Below are 19,763 nucleotides of genomic sequence, written 5' to 3'. Positions count from 1 at the left end.
TTCACTGCTTTTCGGTGATATTTCAGGGTTTGCCAAATTATCGCGAATCCCCCAGATATTTATTGGAAGATTCGCCGAAAGCAGACATCTTATTACTGTAATCTTGGATCGTCTTGATTACGTCCCCTCTAAAGGGTTGGCATGTCAGACCTGCCCCCATCTCAACGCCCTCGAACATTAATGCTGGAACTCCCTGCCGGAGAGACCGAGCAATCGGCTGTCGTGCAGCAGGAGTTTCTGGAACAACTCGAAGGCGTTTCCAAGCGTCTCTATTACTATCTGCTGGCACTGACGAGCAATCCCGATGACGCCGAAGACGTGCTTCAGGATTGTTACGAGATCGCCTGGCGGAAGTTTGAAGAGTACGAACGCGGGACAAACTTTTACCATTGGATTTCACGGATTGCCTTTAACCAGGCTCGCAACTTCAACCGCAGACGTCGAAAACATCGCGGGATGGGTTTGAGCGATCAGATGCTGGTCGATCTGGCGAAGATGCAATCCGGTTACAGTGAACTGTTTGAACTGCGCCAACAGCAACTCAAAAAGTGCTTAGGCCAGCTGAACAGTACGGATCGTCAAATGCTTCTCAGTTCGTACCAGGGCAATGTGTCTCGCGCCCAACTCGCCAAAGAGAATGGTATGGACGCAGATCTTTTTTATAAGAAGTTGTTCCGCTTGCGACGCAAACTTTTCGACTGCATTAATCGCCACCTCGGTCTGGAGGGAGTTCAATGACAGACTCCTCTCTGATGCTCGCCATGGACGAGCGCGTGATTACGCTGACCGAGATGGCGTGCAACGGAACCCTCGATGCAGAAGGCTATATCCAGCTGGATGAACTTCTCTCGCTGGACCGCTCTTACAAGAAGCTTTATCTGGAGTACGTCCTGCTCCATGCTGAGCTCCACAGCATGGCCAACGACGCGATGCCCGAGATCGTGAGAGTCCGGTCACACAAAAAGTTTTTCACCAAGAAGCGCGTCTCAGAAATGCTTTTCGGACTCAGCGCCTGTCTGGTCCTGATGGTTGTCGTTTTCGACAGCTTCCGCAGTGGTGGCATGCCTTTCCAGACAGCGTCTCTTGAGCCTGAATTGATCATCGGCACTACCGGACAGCATTCGGTGGATGCGATCTGGCAGGTCAATGACACTCACAATGCCACAATCATTTCGGTCGGGAAGAATGTCGTCGTCGATCAAGGTCTGGTCGAGATCAAGTATTCCAACGGCATGAACGTGGTGGCGATGGGCCCCTGCTCCTTCTCCATCCCAAGTGCAGACCGCATCGAGCTGAAATCTGGTATCGTCCGTGCGACGATGAAACAGAAGCTCGATAAGTTTTCTGTGGTCACCAAGACACTCGAAGTTGTCGACCTGGGAACTCAGTTCTTCGTTCAGGCTCACCCCAACGGGGATGCGACCGCTGTTGTGACGGAAGGACGCTGTGGCGTTCGAACCGTTTCTCAAATGCGACGTAATGAGGCACTCAAAAGCCTGTTCGTTGGCTGCGGCGTTCGAGTTGATCATGATGATGAACTGAAGTTCGTCGATGGCGGAACGACACGCGCTTTCCTGGAAAGCATTGGCTCGGAGGTTCTCGAGTTCGAGATGAAGCTCCGCAGTGTCTCGCCGATGATTCGTGTTGTGAACTGCACGCCGACAAATCTCGATGAGAAGTTCCGCTCGAAGAGCAACCGGATTTACCTCATCCCGGAAAAACAGGATCTTGTTCTCAACGAGCCGCTGGTCGTCAAGAATCATCAGACGAACCAGGACATCACCCTTCCAGCTGGTGTTCCCCTCAGCAGTTATCTGGTTCACTTTGCCCCTGCTTCGACGCCCAAGAAAGCAGGAGACAATTTCGATGGTATCCAGATGAAAGCCTCTGGTTCCGTCGTGTTCGATCAGCCGGTCCTCGCTCTCATCGGCGATCTGCCGGGAATGATGCAGACAGACAACCTGCTGGGCAATACGAGCACTGGTTACGCGACTGGCCCGGAGCGTTCGATGGACTATGACGACCGCGTCAATATCTCCGACATCGAACCGAACCGTGTTGATTTGATGCTCAACACGCATACCGAACGTCTGGATCAGGTCCGAATTATTTTGGGACCAAAGGCTGCGAACTAAGCTAGATCTTCATCGTGAAACACAAAGGCTGACCCGAATGTGGTCAGCCTTTTTTTGTGCGCTGAGTTGAACACAGCGACAACGAGAACATCAGAGCAAACTTGTTCAAAGCCGCTCTTGCTGATATCGATAGCGGATCGAGCCCGAACACTTGCCTAGCGCCCACCCTCATCCGCCCTTCGGGCACCTTCTCCCCTCAAGGGAGAAGGGACATTGATGCATCAAAAAAGGGAGCCGATAAGGGCTCCCTTTTTTGTTTGGCTTGCCGACCGTGGGTTAGCTGATGAGTTCCTTGATCGGGGCAACGTGTTCGACGCCGACGAGTTTCTGGTCCAGGCCGCCGTAGAAGTAGGAGAGTTTGTTGGGGTCGAAGCCGAGTTGGTGGAGCATGGTTGCGTGGAGGTTCTTGACGTGGAAAGGTTGTTCCACCGCGGCGGCTCCGAGTTCATCGGTGGCTCCGACGGACTGGCCGCCTTTGATTCCGCCGCCAGCCATCCACATGGTGAAGCCGTAGGAGTTGTGATCGCGTCCTGTGCCCTCTGCGTATTCAGCGGTTGGTTGACGACCGAATTCGCCGCCCCAGACGATCAGTGTTGAGTCAAACAGACCGCGACGCTTGAGGTCAGCGATCAGGCCAGCAATCGGCTGGTCGGTGTTGTAGGCGTGCTTGGAGTGGTTGTTGAACAGGTCGCCGTGGGCATCCCAGTTGTTGTCGTTGTGGTGACCGCCTGAGTACAGCTGAATGAAGCGGACACCTCGTTCGACAAGGCGACGAGCCATGAGGCAGCGTTTTCCGAAGTCGTTGGTGCGTGGGTTGTCCAAGCCGTAGAGCTTCGTCGTTTCTTCGGTTTCCTGTGAGAGATCGACCGCTTCGGGTGCGTGCTTCTGCATGTTGAAAGCGAGCTCGTAGCTGGCGATTCGAGCAGCGAGGTCCGAGTTGCCAGGGTGACGCAGCTGGTGAGACTGGTTCATCTCGGCCAGGGAATCGAGCAGCGTGCGTTGCATCTGTGGCTTGATCTCATCGGGAACATTGAGATCGAGAATCGGGCTTCCTTTGGACTTCATGACAGTCGCGCCGTAGGTCGCTGGCATGTAGCCACAGGACCAGTTCTTGGCACCGCTGATCGGACCACCGGTCGGATCGAGCATGACGACATAACCAGGCAGGTTTTCGTTTTCGGTACCCAGCCCATAATTGATCCATGATCCCATCGACGGGGCACCGCCGAGGATCTTGCCGCTGTTCATCTGCAGCATGGCGGAACCGTGGATCGGCGAGTCAGCCGTCATCGACTTGATGAAGGCGATGTCGTCGACATGATTGGCGAGGTGGGGATAAAGCTCGGAGACCCATTGCCCGGACTGGCCATATTGTTTGAACTTCCACTTCGGACCGACAACGCGGCCTTCATTCTTCTCGCCGCCGCGGCCTTTGGTTTTGACGGGGATCGTTTTGCCATCGAGTTTGAAAAGTTCCGGCTTGTAATCGAAGGTATCGACCTGGCTGGGCCCGCCGTACATGAACAGGAAGATAACGCTCTTGGCTTTGCCGGGGAAGTGAGACGGCTTGGGAGCAAGCGGATTGGCGTAGGGCGTCACTCCGTCAGCGGCTTTGGCCTGTGAGTTCAGGAAGCCGTCTTGGGAGAGAAGGCTGGTGAGGGCAACGGAGCCGAAGCCGGCGCCGGCCTGCCAGAGGAATTCGCGTCGAGTGCGGTGACAGAAATTTCGCATGATGATACCTCGGTATAATTTAGCCACAGAGGTCACAGAGAGCACCGAGGTCGATGATTTCGATGGTCTTGGACGAGGTGGTGTCTATGTGTCGAATGATTAAGAAAAACTTCAGGGTAGGGTGCTAGTGAGTCTTCGAACTGCACCAAATGGAGATTCGAACCCAAACTGACTCTGTATCCACATTTGGTGCGGTTCGCAAAGCCTCACCAGCACCCTACATTCAGAGGACTGCCTCTTATTCCAGGAAGATGAACTCGTTGAGGTTGAAGGCAGCCAGACAGAAGAGTTGGCGTGCCTGGTCTTCGGTGGCTCCCTCGGCTTTGAGTTTGTCGATCAGGGTCAGGCCCATTTCGATCTCGTCTACATTCGGGCGTCGCGAAGTGATGAGTTCGTAGGCGAGTCGAACCTGAGCCTGGAGGTCATCCGGACGCTCGCGTTGCAGGCGGGCGGCGAGCTTGGTCGAGAGATCCTGAAGATCATCGCTGTTAAGCATGCCAAGAGCTTGCGTGGGTTGTGTCGTCGAGAAGCGGGCTTCACAGCTGGAGTCTGGTTCGGGATAGTCAAACGCAGCCAGCAGCGGCGAAAGGAGAGAACGCTTGACGTGGATATAGATACTACGTCGGTTGCGTTCTTCTTCGCTGGATTCGCCCCAGCCTGCCCCGGGCATTGACTGGCCAGCCATGACTTCGTCTGAGATTTTCGGGTAGATGCTCGGACCGTACATCTTCGGATTGAAGACACCAGCGACGACGAGCATCGAGTCGCGAATTTCTTCTGCGGTCAGGCGTCGCATGTCAAATTTCCAGAACAGGTTGTTCTGAGGATCCATGCCCTCGGCTTTCGCGTTGGTGGCAGACGACATCTGATAGGCATTGGACAGCATGATTTCGCGGTGCAGCGATTTGAGCTTCCAGTCTTTGTCAACCAGTTCCGTCGCGAGCCAGTCGAGAAGTTCCGGATGGGTGGGAGCATCGCCAAGAAGACCAAAGTTGTTGGAACTTCGGACAATCCCGCGACCGAAGTGGAACTGCCACACGCGATTGGCAATGACGCGGGTCGTCAGCATGTTGTCAGGTGAGGCGATCCAGTCAGCCAGAACCACGCGTCGACCAGCGGTTTCAGCATCCTTGCCAGGAGCCGGAATTTCAGGATCCTTCATGTTATAGATATCCGGATAACCCGGCTGGACGACTTCCTTTTCGACGTGGGGGTTTCCGCGACCGAGAATGTGAGTTTCGGGAGGATTCACATCACAGTTGGCAACGCCAAGAGCACTCACGCGAGGCGGGAGCTCTTGTTCTTTGACGCGATCACGCTGTGATTTGAGGTCTTCGTACTTACGCCATTGTTCATCGTTGAGATGATTTCGCAGGTGCTCCCGAAGCGCCTCGTCGCGCTCGTCACCTTCGGTCTTCCGTTGAATTTCGCCGGGCATCTTGAGGATCGCGGCTTGTTCAATGTCTTTGATACGCTTGCTGAGCTGACGGATCTTTCGATCACGTTCCATGTGTTTGCGAGACAGGTCTGAGCCAGAGATGTCAATCTGGTTGGCTTCCCCTTTATCACCACGTTCGCCATAAGAGCGGACATCGCGGAAGAAGGCGACCATCTGATAATAGTCCGATTGAGGAATCGGATCGATCTTGTGATCGTGACAACGGGCACAGGCGACCGTCAGGCCCAGAAAGGCATGCGTTGTCGTTGCGACGGTGTCATCCATTTCGTCGTAGTAGGCCTGCTTGCGGTCTGCAGGTTCGTCGTCCCAGATCCCGAGACGATAGTAGCCGGTGGCGATTTTTGTTTCGTCAGTCGCGTTCTTGAGTTCATCGCCGGCGATCTGCTCGCGGACAAACTGGTCGTAGGGCTTGTCATCATTGAGTGATTTGATGACGTAGTCGCGGTAACGCCAGGCGTTCGGCTTGGGGGCATCTCGTTCGAAACTGTTTGTTTCGGCATAGCGAACCAGGTCCAGCCAGTGTCGTCCCCACTTTTCTCCGTACCCTGGGTGAGCCAGCAGTTTGTCGACAAGCTTTTCGTAAGCCAGAGAGTCTGACGAGTTCGCGAACTCGTTGACTTCTTGAAGAGTGGGTGGAAGACCGACGAGGTCGTAATAGGCACGTCGAATTAAGGCCGCTTTGGAAGCAGGCTCATTCGGCTGGAGTCCTTTTTCCTCAAGCTTTTTGAGAATGAAGGCATCGATCGGGCTCTTCACCCAGCGTTTGTTGGTCACATCGGGGACAGCAGGCCGTTGAACAGGCTTGAACGCCCAGTGAAATTCCCAGGGAGCGCCTTGTTCGATCCAGGCCTTGAGCGTCTTGATCTGGTCCTGCGAGAGGGGCTTGCCTTCCGGAGGCATGCGCATCGACTCATCGGTGGTGGTGATGCGATTGAGGATTTCGCTGTGTTCGAGATCGCCGGGAATAATTCCGCGTTCACCGGAATCAAGTTCCCCGAAAGGAGATTTTGCATCCGTGAAATTCAGACCACCTTCTGCCTTGTCTGGACCGTGACAGTGATAGCAGGCTTTGGCAAGAATCGGGCGGACATCTCGGCCGAAATCGACTTGTGATTTGGCGTCGGTCTCAGCGGCAACTGCTTGAGGGGCGGTTGAACTGACGACGGAGAATCCAATCAGGAGGGCAGGGAGCAGGCGGGAAGAAAGTTGTCCGCGCAATGTGGGCATGGCAGCTTCATTCGATAAAAACGAGCAGGATTTCGCGGTCAGATAGATACCAACAAGCTAACACAGTATCTATATCTGCATTCGTTATTTATTTTGAAAGAGCGTCACCCGGAAATCAAGCACTATTCGATATATTCCATCGAATTTGGCAGATAACACGAATGTCAGTTGTGATATATTCCGCTGATTTGCGTCATTCTGCTTTCGCTGCAGGCATTCCCTGGATGAGCATAGGGATCTTGATGAGCTGGTAAGTTGGGTCGTTTGTGCGAATTTGTACCAGGGCTTTGACTGGCGTTTCAGGGAATGTTCCCTGAACTACGACTTCGACTTCCTGAGTCTTTGGCGAGGCTCCTGCTTTCAGGCCGATCACTTTTGCGAAGACCTGAGGGTGGCTCGTCTCCGTGCTGACGATTTCGAAATCGCCTTCGCGGTAATCGATCAGCTGGACCACGCGGCTCGTCGGGTCGCCACTGGCTGCCTGATAGATAATGACGGCTGCCGGTTCAACAATCAACTTTTTCGCGGGAATTATGACTTTAAACCAGACTTTCTCTGTGTATTCGCGAATCTTCTGTCCGTTCTTATCTCGTGTCTCGTAAACCACTTGCGCATCAAATTGCCTTAGTCCAGGGGGTTCGCCGACCGAATCCAGCTGGATAAAGAACTCTCCCTCTGCTCCCGGGGCGTAGTCGACGGTCGTAATTCGAGTCGTCAGGCAGCCGCAGCTGGGAGTGATCTTGTTGATATGCACGGGATGGGCGCTACGGTTGGTAAAGACGAACGCAGCCGCACCGCTGCTTCGGTTTTCGTCCAGGTTGCCCAGATCCGTCATGTACTGCTGGAATGCCAGTGCAGGACGAGCCTCAGGGTCGACGGCAGCCATATGAGAACTTGTGCGAGGCTGGAGCGCCGCGGCCAAAGATCCAAGAAGCGGCAAAAACGCCAGCGCCAGGCAGAGTCCTCGAGCCGTCGGCCAAGTGGCAGTGGTGAATGACATATCGCGTCGTCCCTGAGCGAAAATAGCGAGTCGGAAGAACGCGGGAGACTACCACAGCGATTGCACAAACGACAAGGTCGCTTCGTCGCGGGTGCAATCTCGACAATTTTCGATGGCGTTTCGTGATCAGGGGAGGAGACTGGAACGCAGAGCACGCGGAGGAGAGCAGAGGTCGCGGAGGTTTCTCTCTCAATTTACGTCACCTTGAATTGGTCCCCTTTGCTTTTCGTGGCGTCTTCGCGCCTTTGCGTTGACTCGGGGAATCTCCTCAGCGTTCTCCGCTTCTCTGCGTGAGCTCTGCGTTCCAACCTTCTCCGGGTGACGTCTGGTCCGGTTTTGACAGTCATGTGGTGTCACGGGTGGTCCGGTCATGCGATGTTGAGTCTTGCGTCGATTGAAGTTGTGTCATCGAGGCATTGCGCGCTGACTCCACTTCTCCCCTCTCGTTTATCCATGGTTAGAAGGTCATGTCGGATCCATTGAAAGTCACATTGGACGCGCTCGCCAGTTCTCACTGTGCGTCGGCGGTCGATGTCTTGATCCGCACGATCAAAAAGCCGGACAGGAAACTCCGCGAACTGGCCGCCTATGCTCTGATGTCGCGTGAAAGTATCCGTGGGAAGATCGAGATCATCCGACAGTTCCAAGACCTGCCCACCGAGCTGTGGATCTCGCTCAAAGGGCCCAGCGATAGTCTCGACCAAGCGATCGAACAATGCCTGAATCAAGGCGACGTGCGAACCAAGACGAATGCACTCGATGTGCTGCGGATCACGGGCGGGTTCCGGCATATCGCCTCCGTCATTGCGGCAGTCAACCAGTACGAAGATGCAAATCTGGCCGAGCGTGGCGAAGAGACGCTGAGGTTTCTCGTTTCCAACTTGTTTGACCGCCTGCAACTCAACGATCCGCTGATGCTGGGGCCGCCGATTTCTCAGTCGGCACACGCGTACGTTCTGCAATGCCTGGATGCAGCGTGTGAGCGGTTCGCGTTTCAGGCAAATCCGCGATTGATTCTCGAGTCGATTCTCATCCTGGGAGATACTCAGCATCCGACTGTGAAGAAGGCCTTGTGGCAGTCGACTCCTGCCTGCAAAGAGATGTCGCACAGCGTCCTGGAATCGAGCGAGCATCCCGGGGTCATGCATTTGCTGCTGTCCCAGTTGGGAGAGAAGTTGCCTCATCCGAGGATGTTGTCAATCATTCAGGATCGAAGTGACCTGATCTTCGTCACGTTCATGCTCCGACAATTCGCCAAACGCATCACAGTCAATCAGCAGCGTAATCTGAAGCAGATCGAGAAGTTTCGCTGGATTAATGCTCCTGAATTCGATCTGTCGCTGATTCCATCGGCGTTGCATCCGGCGTTGATCGCGGTGGTGGTCGCGTCGGGAATCTCTCAGGAAGATAAGATCTTCATTCAACAATGGATGCTACGACTTGGCTCCGCAGAAGGACGCTCGGCGGCTTCGACGCTAATGGGTCGTCTGGATGAAAACCAGCTGCAGAACCTGGTCCTGGACAGCCTCGAATCCGAGGATGAAAGCGTTCAAGTCTGGGCGACGTCGCAGTTGAGAGAATCACACATTCCCAATGCGATCTCCCTGCTTGTCGAGCGACTCGACAGCCCGGAACAAGCCGTCCGAGACACTGCGCGACAAGAGCTATCGAGCTTCAATCTCTCGATGGTCATGGATATGAGTGACTTCCTCGATCCGCTTGTCTGCCAGCGTGCAGCACAGGTGATGATGAAGATCAACCCCGATGCAGTCAGCGAGCTGCATCGCGAGTTAGCCAATCCGATGCGTGGCAAACGTATGAAGGCTCTTAAGGCGACCCGCAAAATGGGGCTGCATCGCGATCTGCTCAGCGCCATTGCGCCACTTGCTTACGACAGCGACGCGATGATTCGTCGGACATTGATCGAAGTCCTCAGCGATGTTCCCACGAAAGATTCCGGAGCGATCCTGCACCACCTGACATTCGATGGCAATGAACGTGTCCGCGAAGAAGCGACCGCGGCGCTGGAACAACTGGCGACTACCCTGCGCCTGCAAGCTCAGGCAAGAAACGTTGAAGCGAGAGGAAAGCATGCCTGACGCAAACGCTGACGTATTGTTGACTCTGGCTGCCAGCTACACCCACTATGCTTATCGCTATGGGTACGGCAGTTCGCATAGCTTCGCGCTGGTTCTCGTTGGACTGGGACTGGTCGTTCTCGTGTGGGTTCTGCTGCTCAACTGGGACTATCTGGTCGAGACGATCAAGTTGCCGACGGAGAAGATCGATCCGCTCCTGGAGGAACTTGGACTCGTCCATCGATTGAACCGAAGCGAGTTGACCTTACTTCAAAACGCAGCAGATCATCTGAAACTCGAACATGCAGCGGACCTGTTTGTCGACTCGTCCCTCTGGAAACCAACCGAAGAAACCGCGTTCTTTTCCCATCCCAAGATGCAGCGGCTCTATCGCCTGCTCTTCGGCGAAAATGAGTCGGCCGTTGTTTGATCTGTCGGGTGTGTGAAGTGGACGGCCTACATTCCTTCTTTGTTTGTTTGAAATCCCATGCGTTTGAAAATCGAAATCGATCTGGCTGGCAAACTCAAGGATCACCTGCAGTCGCAATTGACAGAAGCAGGCGGCCTCTACGACACCGCAGGCGAATACATCCGTGATTTGATTCGCGCAGATCTGCAGCGTCATCAAGGCAACAAGCTGCAACTCCTGCTCGAACATCTCAAGTCCCACCACGCCGTGATCCAGGCGGAGGAAGAGTTCGAGGACCTGCAGGAAATGCTCGCGACTGCGGATGGAACGTAAGTAATCGAACGCAACTCTTGAGACAGTATTACGCGATCAGCTGAGCAATCCCACGCCCGATCGTGGGAGGAGGTAACGGCTTACCTTCTTTGTGCATGATCTCGATCCATTCATCGACAATGTGGCACAACTCTGCATAGACGGCTGATTCATCATCGCCGTGACAACAGGGACCGATCACGCCGGGGCATTGACCAACGAAGGACTGGTCAGCAGGTGACCATTCGACGATCTTGATGTAGTTAGCGGTCTCAGTCATTCTCGGGTATCCTGGAGTGCTTTTTTAACCAAGTTTTCCTGGTAGGGTTTAGCGTCTTCTCCGGTATTCCCAGATAGGGTTACTCGAATTCCCGTTTTGTGGAGAAAGTTGCGGTGACGTCCTTTACCGCCACGATCGACAAAGCCAGCACGCTCTAGATCACGTATCAACTCTCGTATTTTACGAGGCACGATTGTCCTTTGCCAGAGCTATTTTGTTTTGCTGTCAAATGAAGATGGAGAGCGCTCCCTGTCGGTCGCGGCTCTGATGAGTGGTGCTTAGATGTCGTAGTACATTACGAATTCGGAGGGGTGGGGGCGTTCGCGGATTGTTTGGATTTCTTTGGCTTGTTTGAACCAGATCCAGGTGTCGATGACGTCTTCGGTGAAGACGTCGCCGCGGAGGAGGAAGTCGTGGTCGTTGCGGAGGGCTTGTAATGACTGTTCGAGGTCGACGGGGACTTTGGGGATGACTTCGAGTTCTTCGGCCTGGAGGTCGTAGAGGTCTTTATCGAGCGGCGGGCCTGGGTCGATGCGGTTCTGGATGCCGTCGAGCATCGCCATGAGGACGGCGGACATACCGAGGTAGCCGTTGGCAGAAGAATCCGGGCAGCGGAATTCAAAGCGGGCGTTCTCGGGACCGGAATTGTGAACCGGAATGCGGATCGCTGCGGAACGGTTGCGGAAGCTGTAGGTCAGATTGACGGGGGCATCGAAGCCGGGGACGAGACGTTTATAGCTGTTGGTCGTGGGACAGCAGAAGGCGAGCAGTGCCGGGGCATGATGGAGGATGCCGCCCATGGCGTACATCGCGGTTTCGGACAGACCGCCATAGCCGCCGTTGGCAAAGAGGTTGTGATTGTTTTTCCACATGGAAATATGCATATGCTGCCCGGAACCGTTGTCGTTCCAGAGGGGCTTGGGCATGAAGGTGACGGACTTGCCGTGCTTGGCGGCGACGTTTTTCACGATGTATTTGTAGCGGAGCAGGTTGTCAGCGGTCTGAAGCAGCGGGGCGTAACGCATGTCGAGTTCGCATTGCCCGCCGGTTGCGACTTCGTGATGCTGGGCACCGATGGTGACGCCGCAGTCCATGAGCGTAAACATCATTTCGTTACGCATCTCGTGCAACGTGTCTGCTGGCGGGATGGGGAAGTACCCTTCGCGTCGACGAATTTTGTACCCGCCATTGGCGTCGCCGCTGCGGCCTCGGCTCCATTCGCCTTCGCTGCTTTCGAGGTGGTAGTAGGCTTCGTTGATGGAATGATCGAAACGGACGGAATCGAAGACGAAAAATTCTGGCTCGAGTCCGAAATTGGCGACGTCGGCGAGTCCGGTCGACCGCATGTAGTTTTCTGCTTTTCGGGCAACATTGCGCGGATCGCGCGCATAGTCTTCCCGCGTGATCGGGTCCTGGATATTACAGGTCATCGTGAGCGTTTGTTTCATAAAGGGATCAACAAACGCTGTTTCCGGCTGGGGGACGACGAGCATATCGCTCTCGTTGATTGCTTGCCATCCGTACATCGACGAGGCGTCGAAGCCGAAGCCTGACTCGAACGATTCCGACGTAAGTGCTTGCACTGGAATGGTAAAGTGCTTTTGAGTGCCGGGGAAATCCATGAAACGCAAGCTGACGGCGAGGATCTCTTTCTGCCGGCAGAGTGCCAATACTTCTTTAGGTGTCATATCTAAACAAATGTTTCAATCGAGAGGACTCAATGACTGATGTCGCCCACAGACGCACAGGATTTCAGCCACAACTATGCCAAGGTTTTCAAACTACGGCAATCCTCGTGCCTAAGAAGTAGTCAACTTCTGGAGAGAACTTTCCTGCAGGTCAGAACCTCATGACTTCTTAACATCCCTGAAGGGTTCCGACTGACATGTTGAATCTCGTTTCGACCTGCGAAATAGCTAGACAGGAAGAGGACTGGACGTTGCGAGTCATCTTCCGCATGACGATTGAATTTCGGTACTGTGATTTTCCGCGTTCCTGCGATGTCGTTCAGCAAGAGCGAATTAAGGACTTCGCGTTGACTGGCGTCGTTGTTCGTCGCGATTAGCCGTTCCCAGATTGCCCTATTCTCACGCATTCGACACAACTTGGCTGAATGCCCGGAGCCAACTTGATGCGTGACCGGTGGCTCGCTACAGTCGAAACGTGCACGTCCGTAGCTGAATCAACACCAGAAAGCGTTTCCTATGCCTCCCCTCGAAGGACCCATTGCCATCATTCTCGCGGCTGGAAAAAGTACGAGAATGAAATCGGAGCTGCCAAAAGTCCTTCATCCGGTCTGTGGGCAGACGATGATTGATCACGTGCTCAACGCGGTACGCGGAGCGGGGGTGAAGTCGATGGTGGTGATCGTCGGCCATAAAGCGGATGAAGTCCGCGTTGCGTTGCAACATCATGGCGATCTTGCTTTTGCGTTGCAGGAACAGCAGCTCGGAACCGGCCACGCAGTCATGATGGCCAAGCAGGCTCTGGAAGGGTACGAAGGTCCGGTTCTCGTGCTGGCAGGCGATACGCCGCTACTCAGGCCGCAGGCGCTCAAGCGTCTGCTCGATTTGCAGGAAGTCCGCAAAGCCGCGTGTATTGTCGGCACCGCGATTACCTCAGCGAACGAAGGACTGGGACGCATCGTGCGAGATGAGCAGGGGGACTTTGTGAAAATCATCGAACACAAAGACGCCAGCGAGGAACAAAAACGAATCGAGGAGATCAATACAGGCTGCTTCGCCTTCGACGCCGTCAAGCTGTTCGATGCCCTGACGAAGATTCGGACGAATAACATCCAAAGCGAGTATTATCTGACCGACTGCGCCGGCATACTGAAGGACGCGGGTGAAGTTGTGCTTGCGGCGCCTGAGTTTGACATTCAACAGGCGATGGGGGTGAATACACAGGAGCAGTTAAAGCAGGTCGAAGAAGTGATGCAGGAGGGGCGCTAGGCGTTAGGCGCTGGGTGCTAGGGAAGAGCAGCGTATGTGAGTTGACTTAGGGGAGATGAGCAGCGTGAGCGAAAAACTTGGTTACCGTGACTTGGAAGTTTGGAATAAATCCATGGAGCTGGCGGAACTGGTCTATCCTCTGACAAAGTTGTTGCCGGATTCAGAAAAATTTGGACTTTGTTCACAACTATGTCGCTGCGCCGTTTCGATTCCGAGTAACATTGCGGAAGGTTATGGGCGAGGTGAAGGCAATTACCGACGCCATATCCTGATTGCCAGAGGATCACTCGCTGAACTGGAAACGCAAATCGAGTTATGTGTTCGATTGTCCCTTCTATCTCGAGACCACGCTGTACCGGCTTGGAAGCTGGCTCAGGAAATCGGCCGCATGCTGACCGCACTCGCGTCAAAATTAAAACCAGTGTAATTCCCCCATTTCTTACTAACGCCTAGCGCCTAACGCCCAGCGCCTCAATCATGTATGACCAACTGACTATCATTACTGGACGTGCTCATCCTGTGCTTGCGCAGGAGATTGCGGAGTATCTGAATGTGCCGCTCGGCAATTGCACTTGCAGCAACTTTCCGGACGGAGAAATTGCGGTCAAGCTTGATCAGAACATCCGTGGACGCGATATCTTTCTGATTCAGCCGACGAGCCCACCTGTCAATGAAAATTTGATGGAGTTGCTGATCCTCATTGATGCGTGTAAGCGGGCCAGTGCGGAGCGGATCACCGTCGTCATGCCGTATTTTGGTTATGCCCGTCAGGATCGCAAAGATTCGGGACGGGTGCCGATCACGGCGAAGATGGTTGCCAATCTGATTACGACTGCAGGAGCTGACCGCGTTTTGACAATGGACCTGCACGCGGCACAGATCCAGGGTTTCTTCGATGTTCCCGTCGATCACCTGTATGCGGCCCCGGTTCTTGACCAGTACTTCTCATCGTTGAAGATTCCGCCCGAGAAGCAGGTCATCGTCAGTCCCGACGAAGGGAGTATCAAACGTACCCTGCAGCACCTCGATAACCTCGGCGGCGATCTGGTCATCGTCGACAAACGACGAACCAGCGCGACCGAGACCAAGCAGGCCAACCTCATTGGCGGGCCGATCGAAGGGAAGATTGCCCTCATCTTCGATGACATGATCACGACCGCAGGTTCGATCTGTGGAGCAGCGAACGTCGCGAAATCGTTCGGCGCGGAGAAAGTCTACCTGTGTGCGACCCACGGCGTCCTCGTCGGCCCGGCGGTCGATCGCCTGAAAGCCGCCCCGGTGCAGGAGATCGTCATTACGAACAGCGTCGCATTAAAGCCAGAGCAGATGCTGCCCAACTTGAAAATCATCTCCATCGCCCCTCTGTTGGGCGAAGCGATTCGAAGAATTCACCGCAATGAATCCGTGAGTTACCTGTTCGGATGATTGTCGTACGACCCTGTCCACCGCTAAATGTCCACTGGGATTGGGTCGAGGGATTTGAGCTTGATTCTAGCCTGTGACGTGCGGAACTGACAGTTGGCTCCCAGGCCTTGTGCGTTGCGGGTCTGTTGCCAGCTGGCGATGTCATGCGTGTTTAAGTGATCACACACCAGCGTGACCTGACGGGCCTGAGGATAATCCACCTCCAGCAAGACTTGTAACTCCTCAGCCCAGTCGTGTCGCGCGAGTGCTCACGCGTCGCCAGCCTCGTAGTGGGTCGAAGAACATAAACAACGCCTGCACCTCCTGACGTTGATAATGATGATCTTCACGACGTGGCTGTCCTGGCGACAGCGGCAGGGCCGGTTCCACATCGGCAATGATCTGCTTGGAGGCTTCATCAATGCAGATCAGCGGGTGCGTGTGATCGTACTCGGCTTGATTGACATCCAGGAGTCGTTCCATACCGGCAACGAATCGGGCCCGGTCTTTTTCCGGGATGCAAAAGCGACGGGTTTGCCTAGGCTTGAGTCGATTTTCTTGAGTGTTTTGCGGACCGTCTCACGACAGACGCTGGCCACCACCTGAAGTCGTGTCAGCTCTTCCACCAGCAATGTCAGTGTCCATCGCTGACGCCTCTCAAGGGCTGGCTGCAGCACAGCGCAATGACTTGAGCTTCAACCTGGCCATCGATCTTGCGGGGACGATCAGCATCCCGTCGACGCTGTCGTTGAAGGACGCAGGGGAGTCCCTGCTGGAAGAACTGTGCCGGATGCGTTTGACCTGCTTCTCGGTCAGGCCGACGATCTCGGCAATCTGCCAGTCGCAGCGACGTCCCTGGTTGTGGTCGACATCCGAGAGCAGGAGCACACGAGCCCGCCGCCCTTTGAGAAGCGTGGCCTGCAGCGAACGGACAATCGCCTCCAGTTCCTCACGCTGCTGAGCCGACAGCCGCACCACATGCTTGCGAACAGTTCCGTTCCCCATGACATCTCCTCCTTGAAAACCACAACCAACCTCCGCTTCTCCGAAGCGTCAAGGATGGTACGATAATATTCAGAGGACACTGTTTGGTAGATGGAGTACTACGGAACCTCAAACGTAATCACATCCTGAGCGGGACGTTTCACGATTCGCATCACCAGGTATCCAATACTTCCTGCGATCAGCAAGCCGCCGACGATGTAGGCATTCGTTTCGCCGAGTGTTTCAGCGATGGTGATCAGCAGGCGTTTCAAGCCTTGTCGACGTCCTGAGATCTCGATGGCTTTCCCAGCCGCCAGGTCGCGAGCAGTCGCGATGACGGCCAGTGAGAGAATCGTGACGACGACCATCAAAATGCCAGGCCCGGTCGCTGCTTCCAGGAAAGAGACTTCCTGACGAGTGACCTGACTTGGTCGATTCACGGCGGCAGCCAGAGAGACTGTCGCGTTCTCCAGTTCTTTCCCTTCCTTCAAAACAAATTCAAAGTGATCGAGCTTGCCGTTATCCGGACGATGATAGGTGAGCTTGATCGCGTCAGAATGTTTCTTCGCAGCGATCGATTGAATGCTCGCGAGGGACGCGACTCTTGTTTTTGCCCCCGTTTGAGCAATCACGGAATCAATGCTTTCCCCTTTGAGTAACAGTTCCATGGCCTGCTTGGCCTTCTTGCTCCCGCGGTCGAGCAGACCGGTAAAGGACATATAGAAGAACTGTGATTCATCGAAGCCGAAGAACGCAGTTGCCTTTTCAATTTGAACGGTCCAGATCGAAACCATGAAAATCGCCCTTTTAGTCAACGAGGAAGCCCTGATCCTGAGTGGGTCGACACATTAACAGTACAGTGTGGGGATCTCAAGAACTTTTTTTGAAGAATCGTCGCAGTGGAGAACCACAGCCACCCATCTCCCCGAGCTCGCCTGAACTCAAGGTGTATCGACGATTGAGACGGTTTGTGGTGTTTGGTCAACACGCGGAATTGTGCGCCGACTGATCCCTATTTACCCGCTGGCGAATTACGTCGTAGAATTCACCCGTGAACAGGCCGTAGTGGGTGGGCGCGACCAGCGATTGCTCCCCTCTTTGCCCAGTTATCTTGAACCGAACATTCTCAGCCGGAAGCGGATCGATCTATGTGTGGAATCGTCGGGTATGTGGGCCATCGGGATGCACCGTCGTTCTTGCTGGAAGGGCTTCATCGACTCGAATACCGAGGCTACGACTCCGCCGGGATGGCGACGCTGGAAGGCGGCGTCTTCTCACTGCGTAAGAAGACGGGGCGCGTCCTCGAACTTGGCGGGCTACTCAAAACCGAACCTCTGAAAGGGACCATGGGCATCGGCCACACCCGCTGGGCGACTCACGGCAAAGTGACCGATACGAACTGCCACCCGCACCTGGGAGGTGATGGGGAAGTCGTTCTGGCGCACAACGGGGTCATCGAGAACTACACGAAACTCAAAGCCAAACTCGTCGAACTCGGCTACAAGTTCATCACTGAGACCGATACCGAAGTCGTCGCACATCTTCTCGCGCACCATTATCGTGATCAGAAGAAGCTGACACCCGAAAATGGCACCAAAGAAAATGCGACCCTCGCCCTCGAACATACGATCCTGATGCTCAAGGGAACGTACGGTCTGGCGATCATGTTCCGCGATCTGCCAGAGACGCTGTTCGTGGCCCGTCAGGGAAGCCCGCTGGTCATTGGGGTCGGTGACAAGGAATTCTTCGTCGCCTCCGATCAAACGCCGTTTCGGGGTTACACGAATGATGTTGTTTACCTGTCGGATCGTGAAATCGCGATCATCGAGCCGTCCGGTTTCGAGATCATTCACCGCGATACCGGCGTGACTGCTCCTTCCATCACAACTCTGCAGAACGTCAGTGAAGACAGCGATCTGGGTGACTATCCCCACTACATGCTCAAAGAAATCTTCGAGCAGCCGATTTCGATCGAGAATGCGCTCCGCGGTCGACTCGATGAAGACGAAGCGACTGCGGTCTTCGGCGGCTTGAACCTCTCCGCTCAACAGCTGCGTCGGATTGATCGGATCGTCCTGACGGCCTGCGGAACAAGTTGGCACGCAGCGTTGGTCGGGGAATACCTGCTCGAAGAGTTCGCCCGTATCCCGACGGAAGTCGAGTACGCCAGTGAGCTGCGTTATCGCAATCCTCCGATGTCCGACACGACGATGGTCTTCGCGATCACCCAGTCCGGCGAGACGGCGGACACTCTGGCTGCGATGCGTGAATGCAAACGCAAGGGGCACCCGACGCTGGCGATCTGTAATACCGTTGGCTCGACGATTGCCCGCGAAGCGGATGGCGGGATCTATCTTCACGCTGGCCCGGAAATCGGCGTCGCGTCGACGAAGGCCTTTACGTCACAAGTCACTGTCCTGATCGAACTCGCCTTGTTTCTCGGACGCATGCGTCACCTGTCTTATCCGGCGGGAAGACGCCTGATTCGTCAGCTGAAAGACATGCCCAATAAAGTCCGTCAGACGCTGGAGTGTCATGACAAAGTCAAACAGATCGCCGAGAAATACGCTGGCTTCAATAACTTCCTCTACCTGGGACGACTCTACAATTTCCCGGTCGCCCTCGAAGGTGCCCTCAAGCTGAAAGAAATCAGCTACGTCCACGCTGAAGGTTACCCGGCAGCCGAGATGAAACACGGCCCGATCGCGCTCGTCGATGAAAAAACACCCAGCGTCTTCGTCGTCCCTCAAGGCGGGATCTATCCGAAGATCATCAGCAACCTGGAAGAAATCAAAGCCCGCGGCGGCCCCGTCATCGCCATCGCCTGCCACGGCGACGAACAAATCGCCAAGCTCGCTGACGACGTCATCTTCGTCCCCGAAGTCGAAGAATACATGCAACCCATCGTCACCAGCGTCCCACTCCAACTCCTCAGCTACCACATCGCACTTCTACGCGGCTGCAACGTCGACCGCCCGAGGAATCTCGCGAAGAGCGTGACGGTGGAGTAGAGAGTCAGAGTGACTGGAACGCAGAGGGAACAGAGGAGAGCAGAGATCGCAGAGAGGAACAGAAATTTTCAACGCAAAGCCGCAACGGCGCAAAAGAAGACCTGGATGGAATACACTTTTCTTTTTGCGTCTTCGCGACTTTGCGTTAACCATTCCTCTCTGCGACCTCTGCTCAACTCTGTTCGCTCTGCGTTCCTGTCTGGCTTTCTGATGTATCAAGGATGTTAGGAATGGATGGGAATACGGATCAGTTGATTGCCTCTTATCGGGATGATGTTGATCGGAGCGACCTGTTGGCGTTGTGGCAGATGTGTGATCTGATCCATCCGCAGAATGATCCGCGTCGGGATATTGATCGGAAGCTGAAAGCGAGGAATGGGGATATCTTTGTGGTGAGGGAGCCGGGATCGCAGGCGTTGATCGCGGCGGTCATGTGGGGTTACGAAGGGCATCGGGGGTCGGTGAATTATCTGGCGGTCCATCCGGAGTATCGGGGGCGTGGGCTGGGGAAGAAGTTGATGCTGGCGGTTGAGGAGAAGCTGCTATCGCTGGGATGTCCGAAACTGAACCTGATGGTGCGGAGTACGAACACTGCGGTGCTCGAGTTTTACCGCCAGCTGGGGTTCGTCCAGGATCAGGCAATTCCGATGGGTAGGCGACTGATTCCTGATGAACCAGAGACAAGCTGAAAGCGCGGCTAGCTGCCTGATGCAGGGTGCCTCGTAACATTTCTCGACTATAACCTTGTCAACGTGACTCAGACGTCATACAACCAATGC

The 19,763-nt window shown here is 54.8% G+C and carries 20 protein-coding genes; 11 read left to right on the top strand and 9 right to left on the bottom strand.

What is annotated here, in order from left to right; genetic code table 11:
- Positions 1 to 141 precede the first annotated feature (141 nt).
- Entirely contained in the window at positions 142 to 738 is a 597-nt protein-coding gene (locus SH248x_RS19275; RefSeq protein WP_459555954.1) for a sigma-70 family RNA polymerase sigma factor, read from the top strand.
- Complete coding sequence (locus SH248x_RS19270; protein ID WP_459555953.1) at positions 735 to 2,135, top strand: hypothetical protein; 1,401 nt, start codon at positions 735 to 737, stop codon at positions 2,133 to 2,135. Before SH248x_RS19275 ends, SH248x_RS19270 begins: the two co-directional genes overlap by 4 nt.
- A 276-nt stretch (positions 2,136 to 2,411) precedes the next feature.
- Here the strand turns inward: SH248x_RS19270 and SH248x_RS19265 are convergent, their stop codons facing one another.
- From SH248x_RS19265 to SH248x_RS19255, 3 genes are all read right to left on the bottom strand, one after another.
- Positions 2,412 to 3,866: a DUF1501 domain-containing protein gene (locus SH248x_RS19265; protein WP_459555952.1), complete on the bottom strand. Its 1,455-nt coding sequence runs from the start codon at positions 3,864 to 3,866 to the stop codon at positions 2,412 to 2,414.
- Between the two features lie 238 nt (positions 3,867 to 4,104).
- Complete coding sequence (locus tag SH248x_RS19260) at positions 4,105 to 6,552, bottom strand: DUF1553 domain-containing protein (RefSeq protein ID WP_459555951.1); 2,448 nt, start codon at positions 6,550 to 6,552, stop codon at positions 4,105 to 4,107.
- A gap of 193 nt (positions 6,553 to 6,745) precedes the next feature.
- Positions 6,746 to 7,552, bottom strand: a complete 807-nt coding sequence (locus tag SH248x_RS19255) for a DUF1573 domain-containing protein (RefSeq protein ID WP_459555950.1) — start codon at positions 7,550 to 7,552, stop codon at positions 6,746 to 6,748.
- Positions 7,553 to 8,019: 467 nt separating this feature from the next.
- On the opposite strand from SH248x_RS19255, the gene SH248x_RS19250 reads away from it, so the two are divergent.
- Genes SH248x_RS19250 through SH248x_RS19240 form a run of 3 tightly spaced genes read left to right on the top strand, consistent with a single transcriptional unit; the run spans position 8,020 to position 10,372 of the window.
- Complete coding sequence (locus SH248x_RS19250; protein WP_459555949.1) at positions 8,020 to 9,651, top strand: HEAT repeat domain-containing protein; 1,632 nt, start codon at positions 8,020 to 8,022, stop codon at positions 9,649 to 9,651.
- Entirely contained in the window at positions 9,644 to 10,060 is a 417-nt protein-coding gene (locus SH248x_RS19245) for a hypothetical protein (RefSeq protein WP_459555948.1), read from the top strand. Before SH248x_RS19250 ends, SH248x_RS19245 begins: the two co-directional genes overlap by 8 nt.
- A gap of 57 nt (positions 10,061 to 10,117) precedes the next feature.
- The gene (locus SH248x_RS19240; RefSeq protein WP_459555947.1) at positions 10,118 to 10,372 is read left to right on the top strand and encodes a hypothetical protein; all 255 of its coding nucleotides are present in this window, start codon (positions 10,118 to 10,120) and stop codon (positions 10,370 to 10,372) included.
- A 28-nt stretch (positions 10,373 to 10,400) separates the two neighbouring features.
- Here SH248x_RS19240 and SH248x_RS19235 read toward each other — a convergent pair whose 3' ends face one another.
- The 3 genes from SH248x_RS19235 to glnA form a co-directional block, all read right to left on the bottom strand.
- Entirely contained in the window at positions 10,401 to 10,631 is a 231-nt protein-coding gene (locus SH248x_RS19235) for a hypothetical protein (RefSeq protein WP_459555946.1), read from the bottom strand.
- Positions 10,628 to 10,822 (bottom strand): type II toxin-antitoxin system HicA family toxin, encoded by a 195-nt coding sequence (locus tag SH248x_RS19230; RefSeq protein ID WP_459555945.1) that lies wholly within the window; start codon positions 10,820 to 10,822, stop codon positions 10,628 to 10,630. The genes SH248x_RS19235 and SH248x_RS19230 overlap by 4 nt, the downstream gene beginning before the upstream one ends.
- 87 nt (positions 10,823 to 10,909) lie before the next feature.
- Positions 10,910 to 12,319 (bottom strand): type I glutamate--ammonia ligase, encoded by a 1,410-nt coding sequence (gene glnA, locus SH248x_RS19225; protein ID WP_459555944.1) that lies wholly within the window; start codon positions 12,317 to 12,319, stop codon positions 10,910 to 10,912.
- Between the two features lie 197 nt (positions 12,320 to 12,516).
- Here glnA and SH248x_RS19220 point away from each other — a divergent pair, with 197 nt between their 5' ends.
- The 4 genes from SH248x_RS19220 (at position 12,517) to SH248x_RS19205 (ending at position 15,010) form a co-directional block, all read left to right on the top strand.
- Positions 12,517 to 12,696 (top strand): hypothetical protein, encoded by a 180-nt coding sequence (locus tag SH248x_RS19220; RefSeq protein WP_459555943.1) that lies wholly within the window; start codon positions 12,517 to 12,519, stop codon positions 12,694 to 12,696.
- 139 nt (positions 12,697 to 12,835) lie between these two features.
- The gene (locus SH248x_RS19215; protein WP_459555942.1) at positions 12,836 to 13,585 is read left to right on the top strand and encodes an NTP transferase domain-containing protein; all 750 of its coding nucleotides are present in this window, start codon (positions 12,836 to 12,838) and stop codon (positions 13,583 to 13,585) included.
- Between the two features lie 55 nt (positions 13,586 to 13,640).
- Positions 13,641 to 14,012, top strand: coding sequence for a four helix bundle protein (locus SH248x_RS19210; RefSeq protein WP_459555941.1), 372 nt, complete (start codon positions 13,641 to 13,643; stop codon positions 14,010 to 14,012).
- 50 nt (positions 14,013 to 14,062) lie between these two features.
- Entirely contained in the window at positions 14,063 to 15,010 is a 948-nt protein-coding gene (locus SH248x_RS19205; protein WP_459555940.1) for a ribose-phosphate diphosphokinase, read from the top strand.
- A gap of 222 nt (positions 15,011 to 15,232) precedes the next feature.
- Here SH248x_RS19205 and SH248x_RS19200 read toward each other — a convergent pair whose 3' ends face one another.
- The 3 genes from SH248x_RS19200 to SH248x_RS19190 all read right to left on the bottom strand — a co-directional run bounded on the left by SH248x_RS19200 (position 15,233) and on the right by SH248x_RS19190 (position 16,767).
- Positions 15,233 to 15,472, bottom strand: coding sequence for a hypothetical protein (locus SH248x_RS19200; RefSeq protein WP_459555939.1), 240 nt, complete (start codon positions 15,470 to 15,472; stop codon positions 15,233 to 15,235).
- Between the two features lie 174 nt (positions 15,473 to 15,646).
- A complete protein-coding gene (locus SH248x_RS19195; protein ID WP_459555938.1) occupies positions 15,647 to 15,994 on the bottom strand; it encodes a hypothetical protein in 348 nt (115 codons plus the stop codon).
- Positions 15,995 to 16,092: 98 nt separating this feature from the next.
- On the bottom strand, positions 16,093 to 16,767 hold the full coding sequence (locus SH248x_RS19190) for a hypothetical protein (RefSeq protein ID WP_459555937.1): 675 nt from the start codon (positions 16,765 to 16,767) through the stop codon (positions 16,093 to 16,095).
- Positions 16,768 to 17,121: 354 nt separating this feature from the next.
- On the opposite strand from SH248x_RS19190, the gene glmS reads away from it, so the two are divergent.
- The gene (gene glmS / locus SH248x_RS19185; protein WP_459555936.1) at positions 17,122 to 18,984 is read left to right on the top strand and encodes a glutamine--fructose-6-phosphate aminotransferase; all 1,863 of its coding nucleotides are present in this window, start codon (positions 17,122 to 17,124) and stop codon (positions 18,982 to 18,984) included.
- A 230-nt stretch (positions 18,985 to 19,214) separates the two neighbouring features.
- Complete coding sequence (locus tag SH248x_RS19180) at positions 19,215 to 19,673, top strand: GNAT family N-acetyltransferase (protein ID WP_459555935.1); 459 nt, start codon at positions 19,215 to 19,217, stop codon at positions 19,671 to 19,673.
- Positions 19,674 to 19,763 lie beyond the last annotated feature (90 nt).

The organism is Lacunimicrobium album (genome assembly GCF_052161635.1).
Lineage (GTDB): Bacteria > Planctomycetota > Planctomycetia > Planctomycetales > Planctomycetaceae > SXPC01.
This window is presented reverse-complemented; position numbering and strand designations above follow the sequence as displayed.

Coding starts and splice junctions, on each gene's coding strand:
- SH248x_RS19195 (WP_459555938.1), bottom strand. CDS start 15,994: ATGGGGAACGGAACTGTTCGCAAGCATGTGGTGCGGCTGTCGGCTCAG.
- SH248x_RS19240 (WP_459555947.1), top strand. CDS start 10,118: ATGCGTTTGAAAATCGAAATCGATCTGGCTGGCAAACTCAAGGATCAC.
- SH248x_RS19205 (WP_459555940.1), top strand. CDS start 14,063: ATGTATGACCAACTGACTATCATTACTGGACGTGCTCATCCTGTGCTT.
- SH248x_RS19210 (WP_459555941.1), top strand. CDS start 13,641: ATGAGCAGCGTGAGCGAAAAACTTGGTTACCGTGACTTGGAAGTTTGG.
- SH248x_RS19275 (WP_459555954.1), top strand. CDS start 142: ATGTCAGACCTGCCCCCATCTCAACGCCCTCGAACATTAATGCTGGAA.
- SH248x_RS19245 (WP_459555948.1), top strand. CDS start 9,644: ATGCCTGACGCAAACGCTGACGTATTGTTGACTCTGGCTGCCAGCTAC.
- glmS (WP_459555936.1), top strand. CDS start 17,122: ATGTGTGGAATCGTCGGGTATGTGGGCCATCGGGATGCACCGTCGTTC.
- SH248x_RS19220 (WP_459555943.1), top strand. CDS start 12,517: ATGTTGAATCTCGTTTCGACCTGCGAAATAGCTAGACAGGAAGAGGAC.
- SH248x_RS19270 (WP_459555953.1), top strand. CDS start 735: ATGACAGACTCCTCTCTGATGCTCGCCATGGACGAGCGCGTGATTACG.
- SH248x_RS19260 (WP_459555951.1), bottom strand. CDS start 6,552: ATGCCCACATTGCGCGGACAACTTTCTTCCCGCCTGCTCCCTGCCCTC.
- SH248x_RS19255 (WP_459555950.1), bottom strand. CDS start 7,552: ATGTCATTCACCACTGCCACTTGGCCGACGGCTCGAGGACTCTGCCTG.
- SH248x_RS19215 (WP_459555942.1), top strand. CDS start 12,836: ATGCCTCCCCTCGAAGGACCCATTGCCATCATTCTCGCGGCTGGAAAA.
- SH248x_RS19180 (WP_459555935.1), top strand. CDS start 19,215: ATGGATGGGAATACGGATCAGTTGATTGCCTCTTATCGGGATGATGTT.
- SH248x_RS19235 (WP_459555946.1), bottom strand. CDS start 10,631: ATGACTGAGACCGCTAACTACATCAAGATCGTCGAATGGTCACCTGCT.
- SH248x_RS19250 (WP_459555949.1), top strand. CDS start 8,020: ATGTCGGATCCATTGAAAGTCACATTGGACGCGCTCGCCAGTTCTCAC.
- SH248x_RS19190 (WP_459555937.1), bottom strand. CDS start 16,767: ATGGTTTCGATCTGGACCGTTCAAATTGAAAAGGCAACTGCGTTCTTC.
- glnA (WP_459555944.1), bottom strand. CDS start 12,319: ATGACACCTAAAGAAGTATTGGCACTCTGCCGGCAGAAAGAGATCCTC.
- SH248x_RS19200 (WP_459555939.1), bottom strand. CDS start 15,472: ATGGAACGACTCCTGGATGTCAATCAAGCCGAGTACGATCACACGCAC.
- SH248x_RS19265 (WP_459555952.1), bottom strand. CDS start 3,866: ATGCGAAATTTCTGTCACCGCACTCGACGCGAATTCCTCTGGCAGGCC.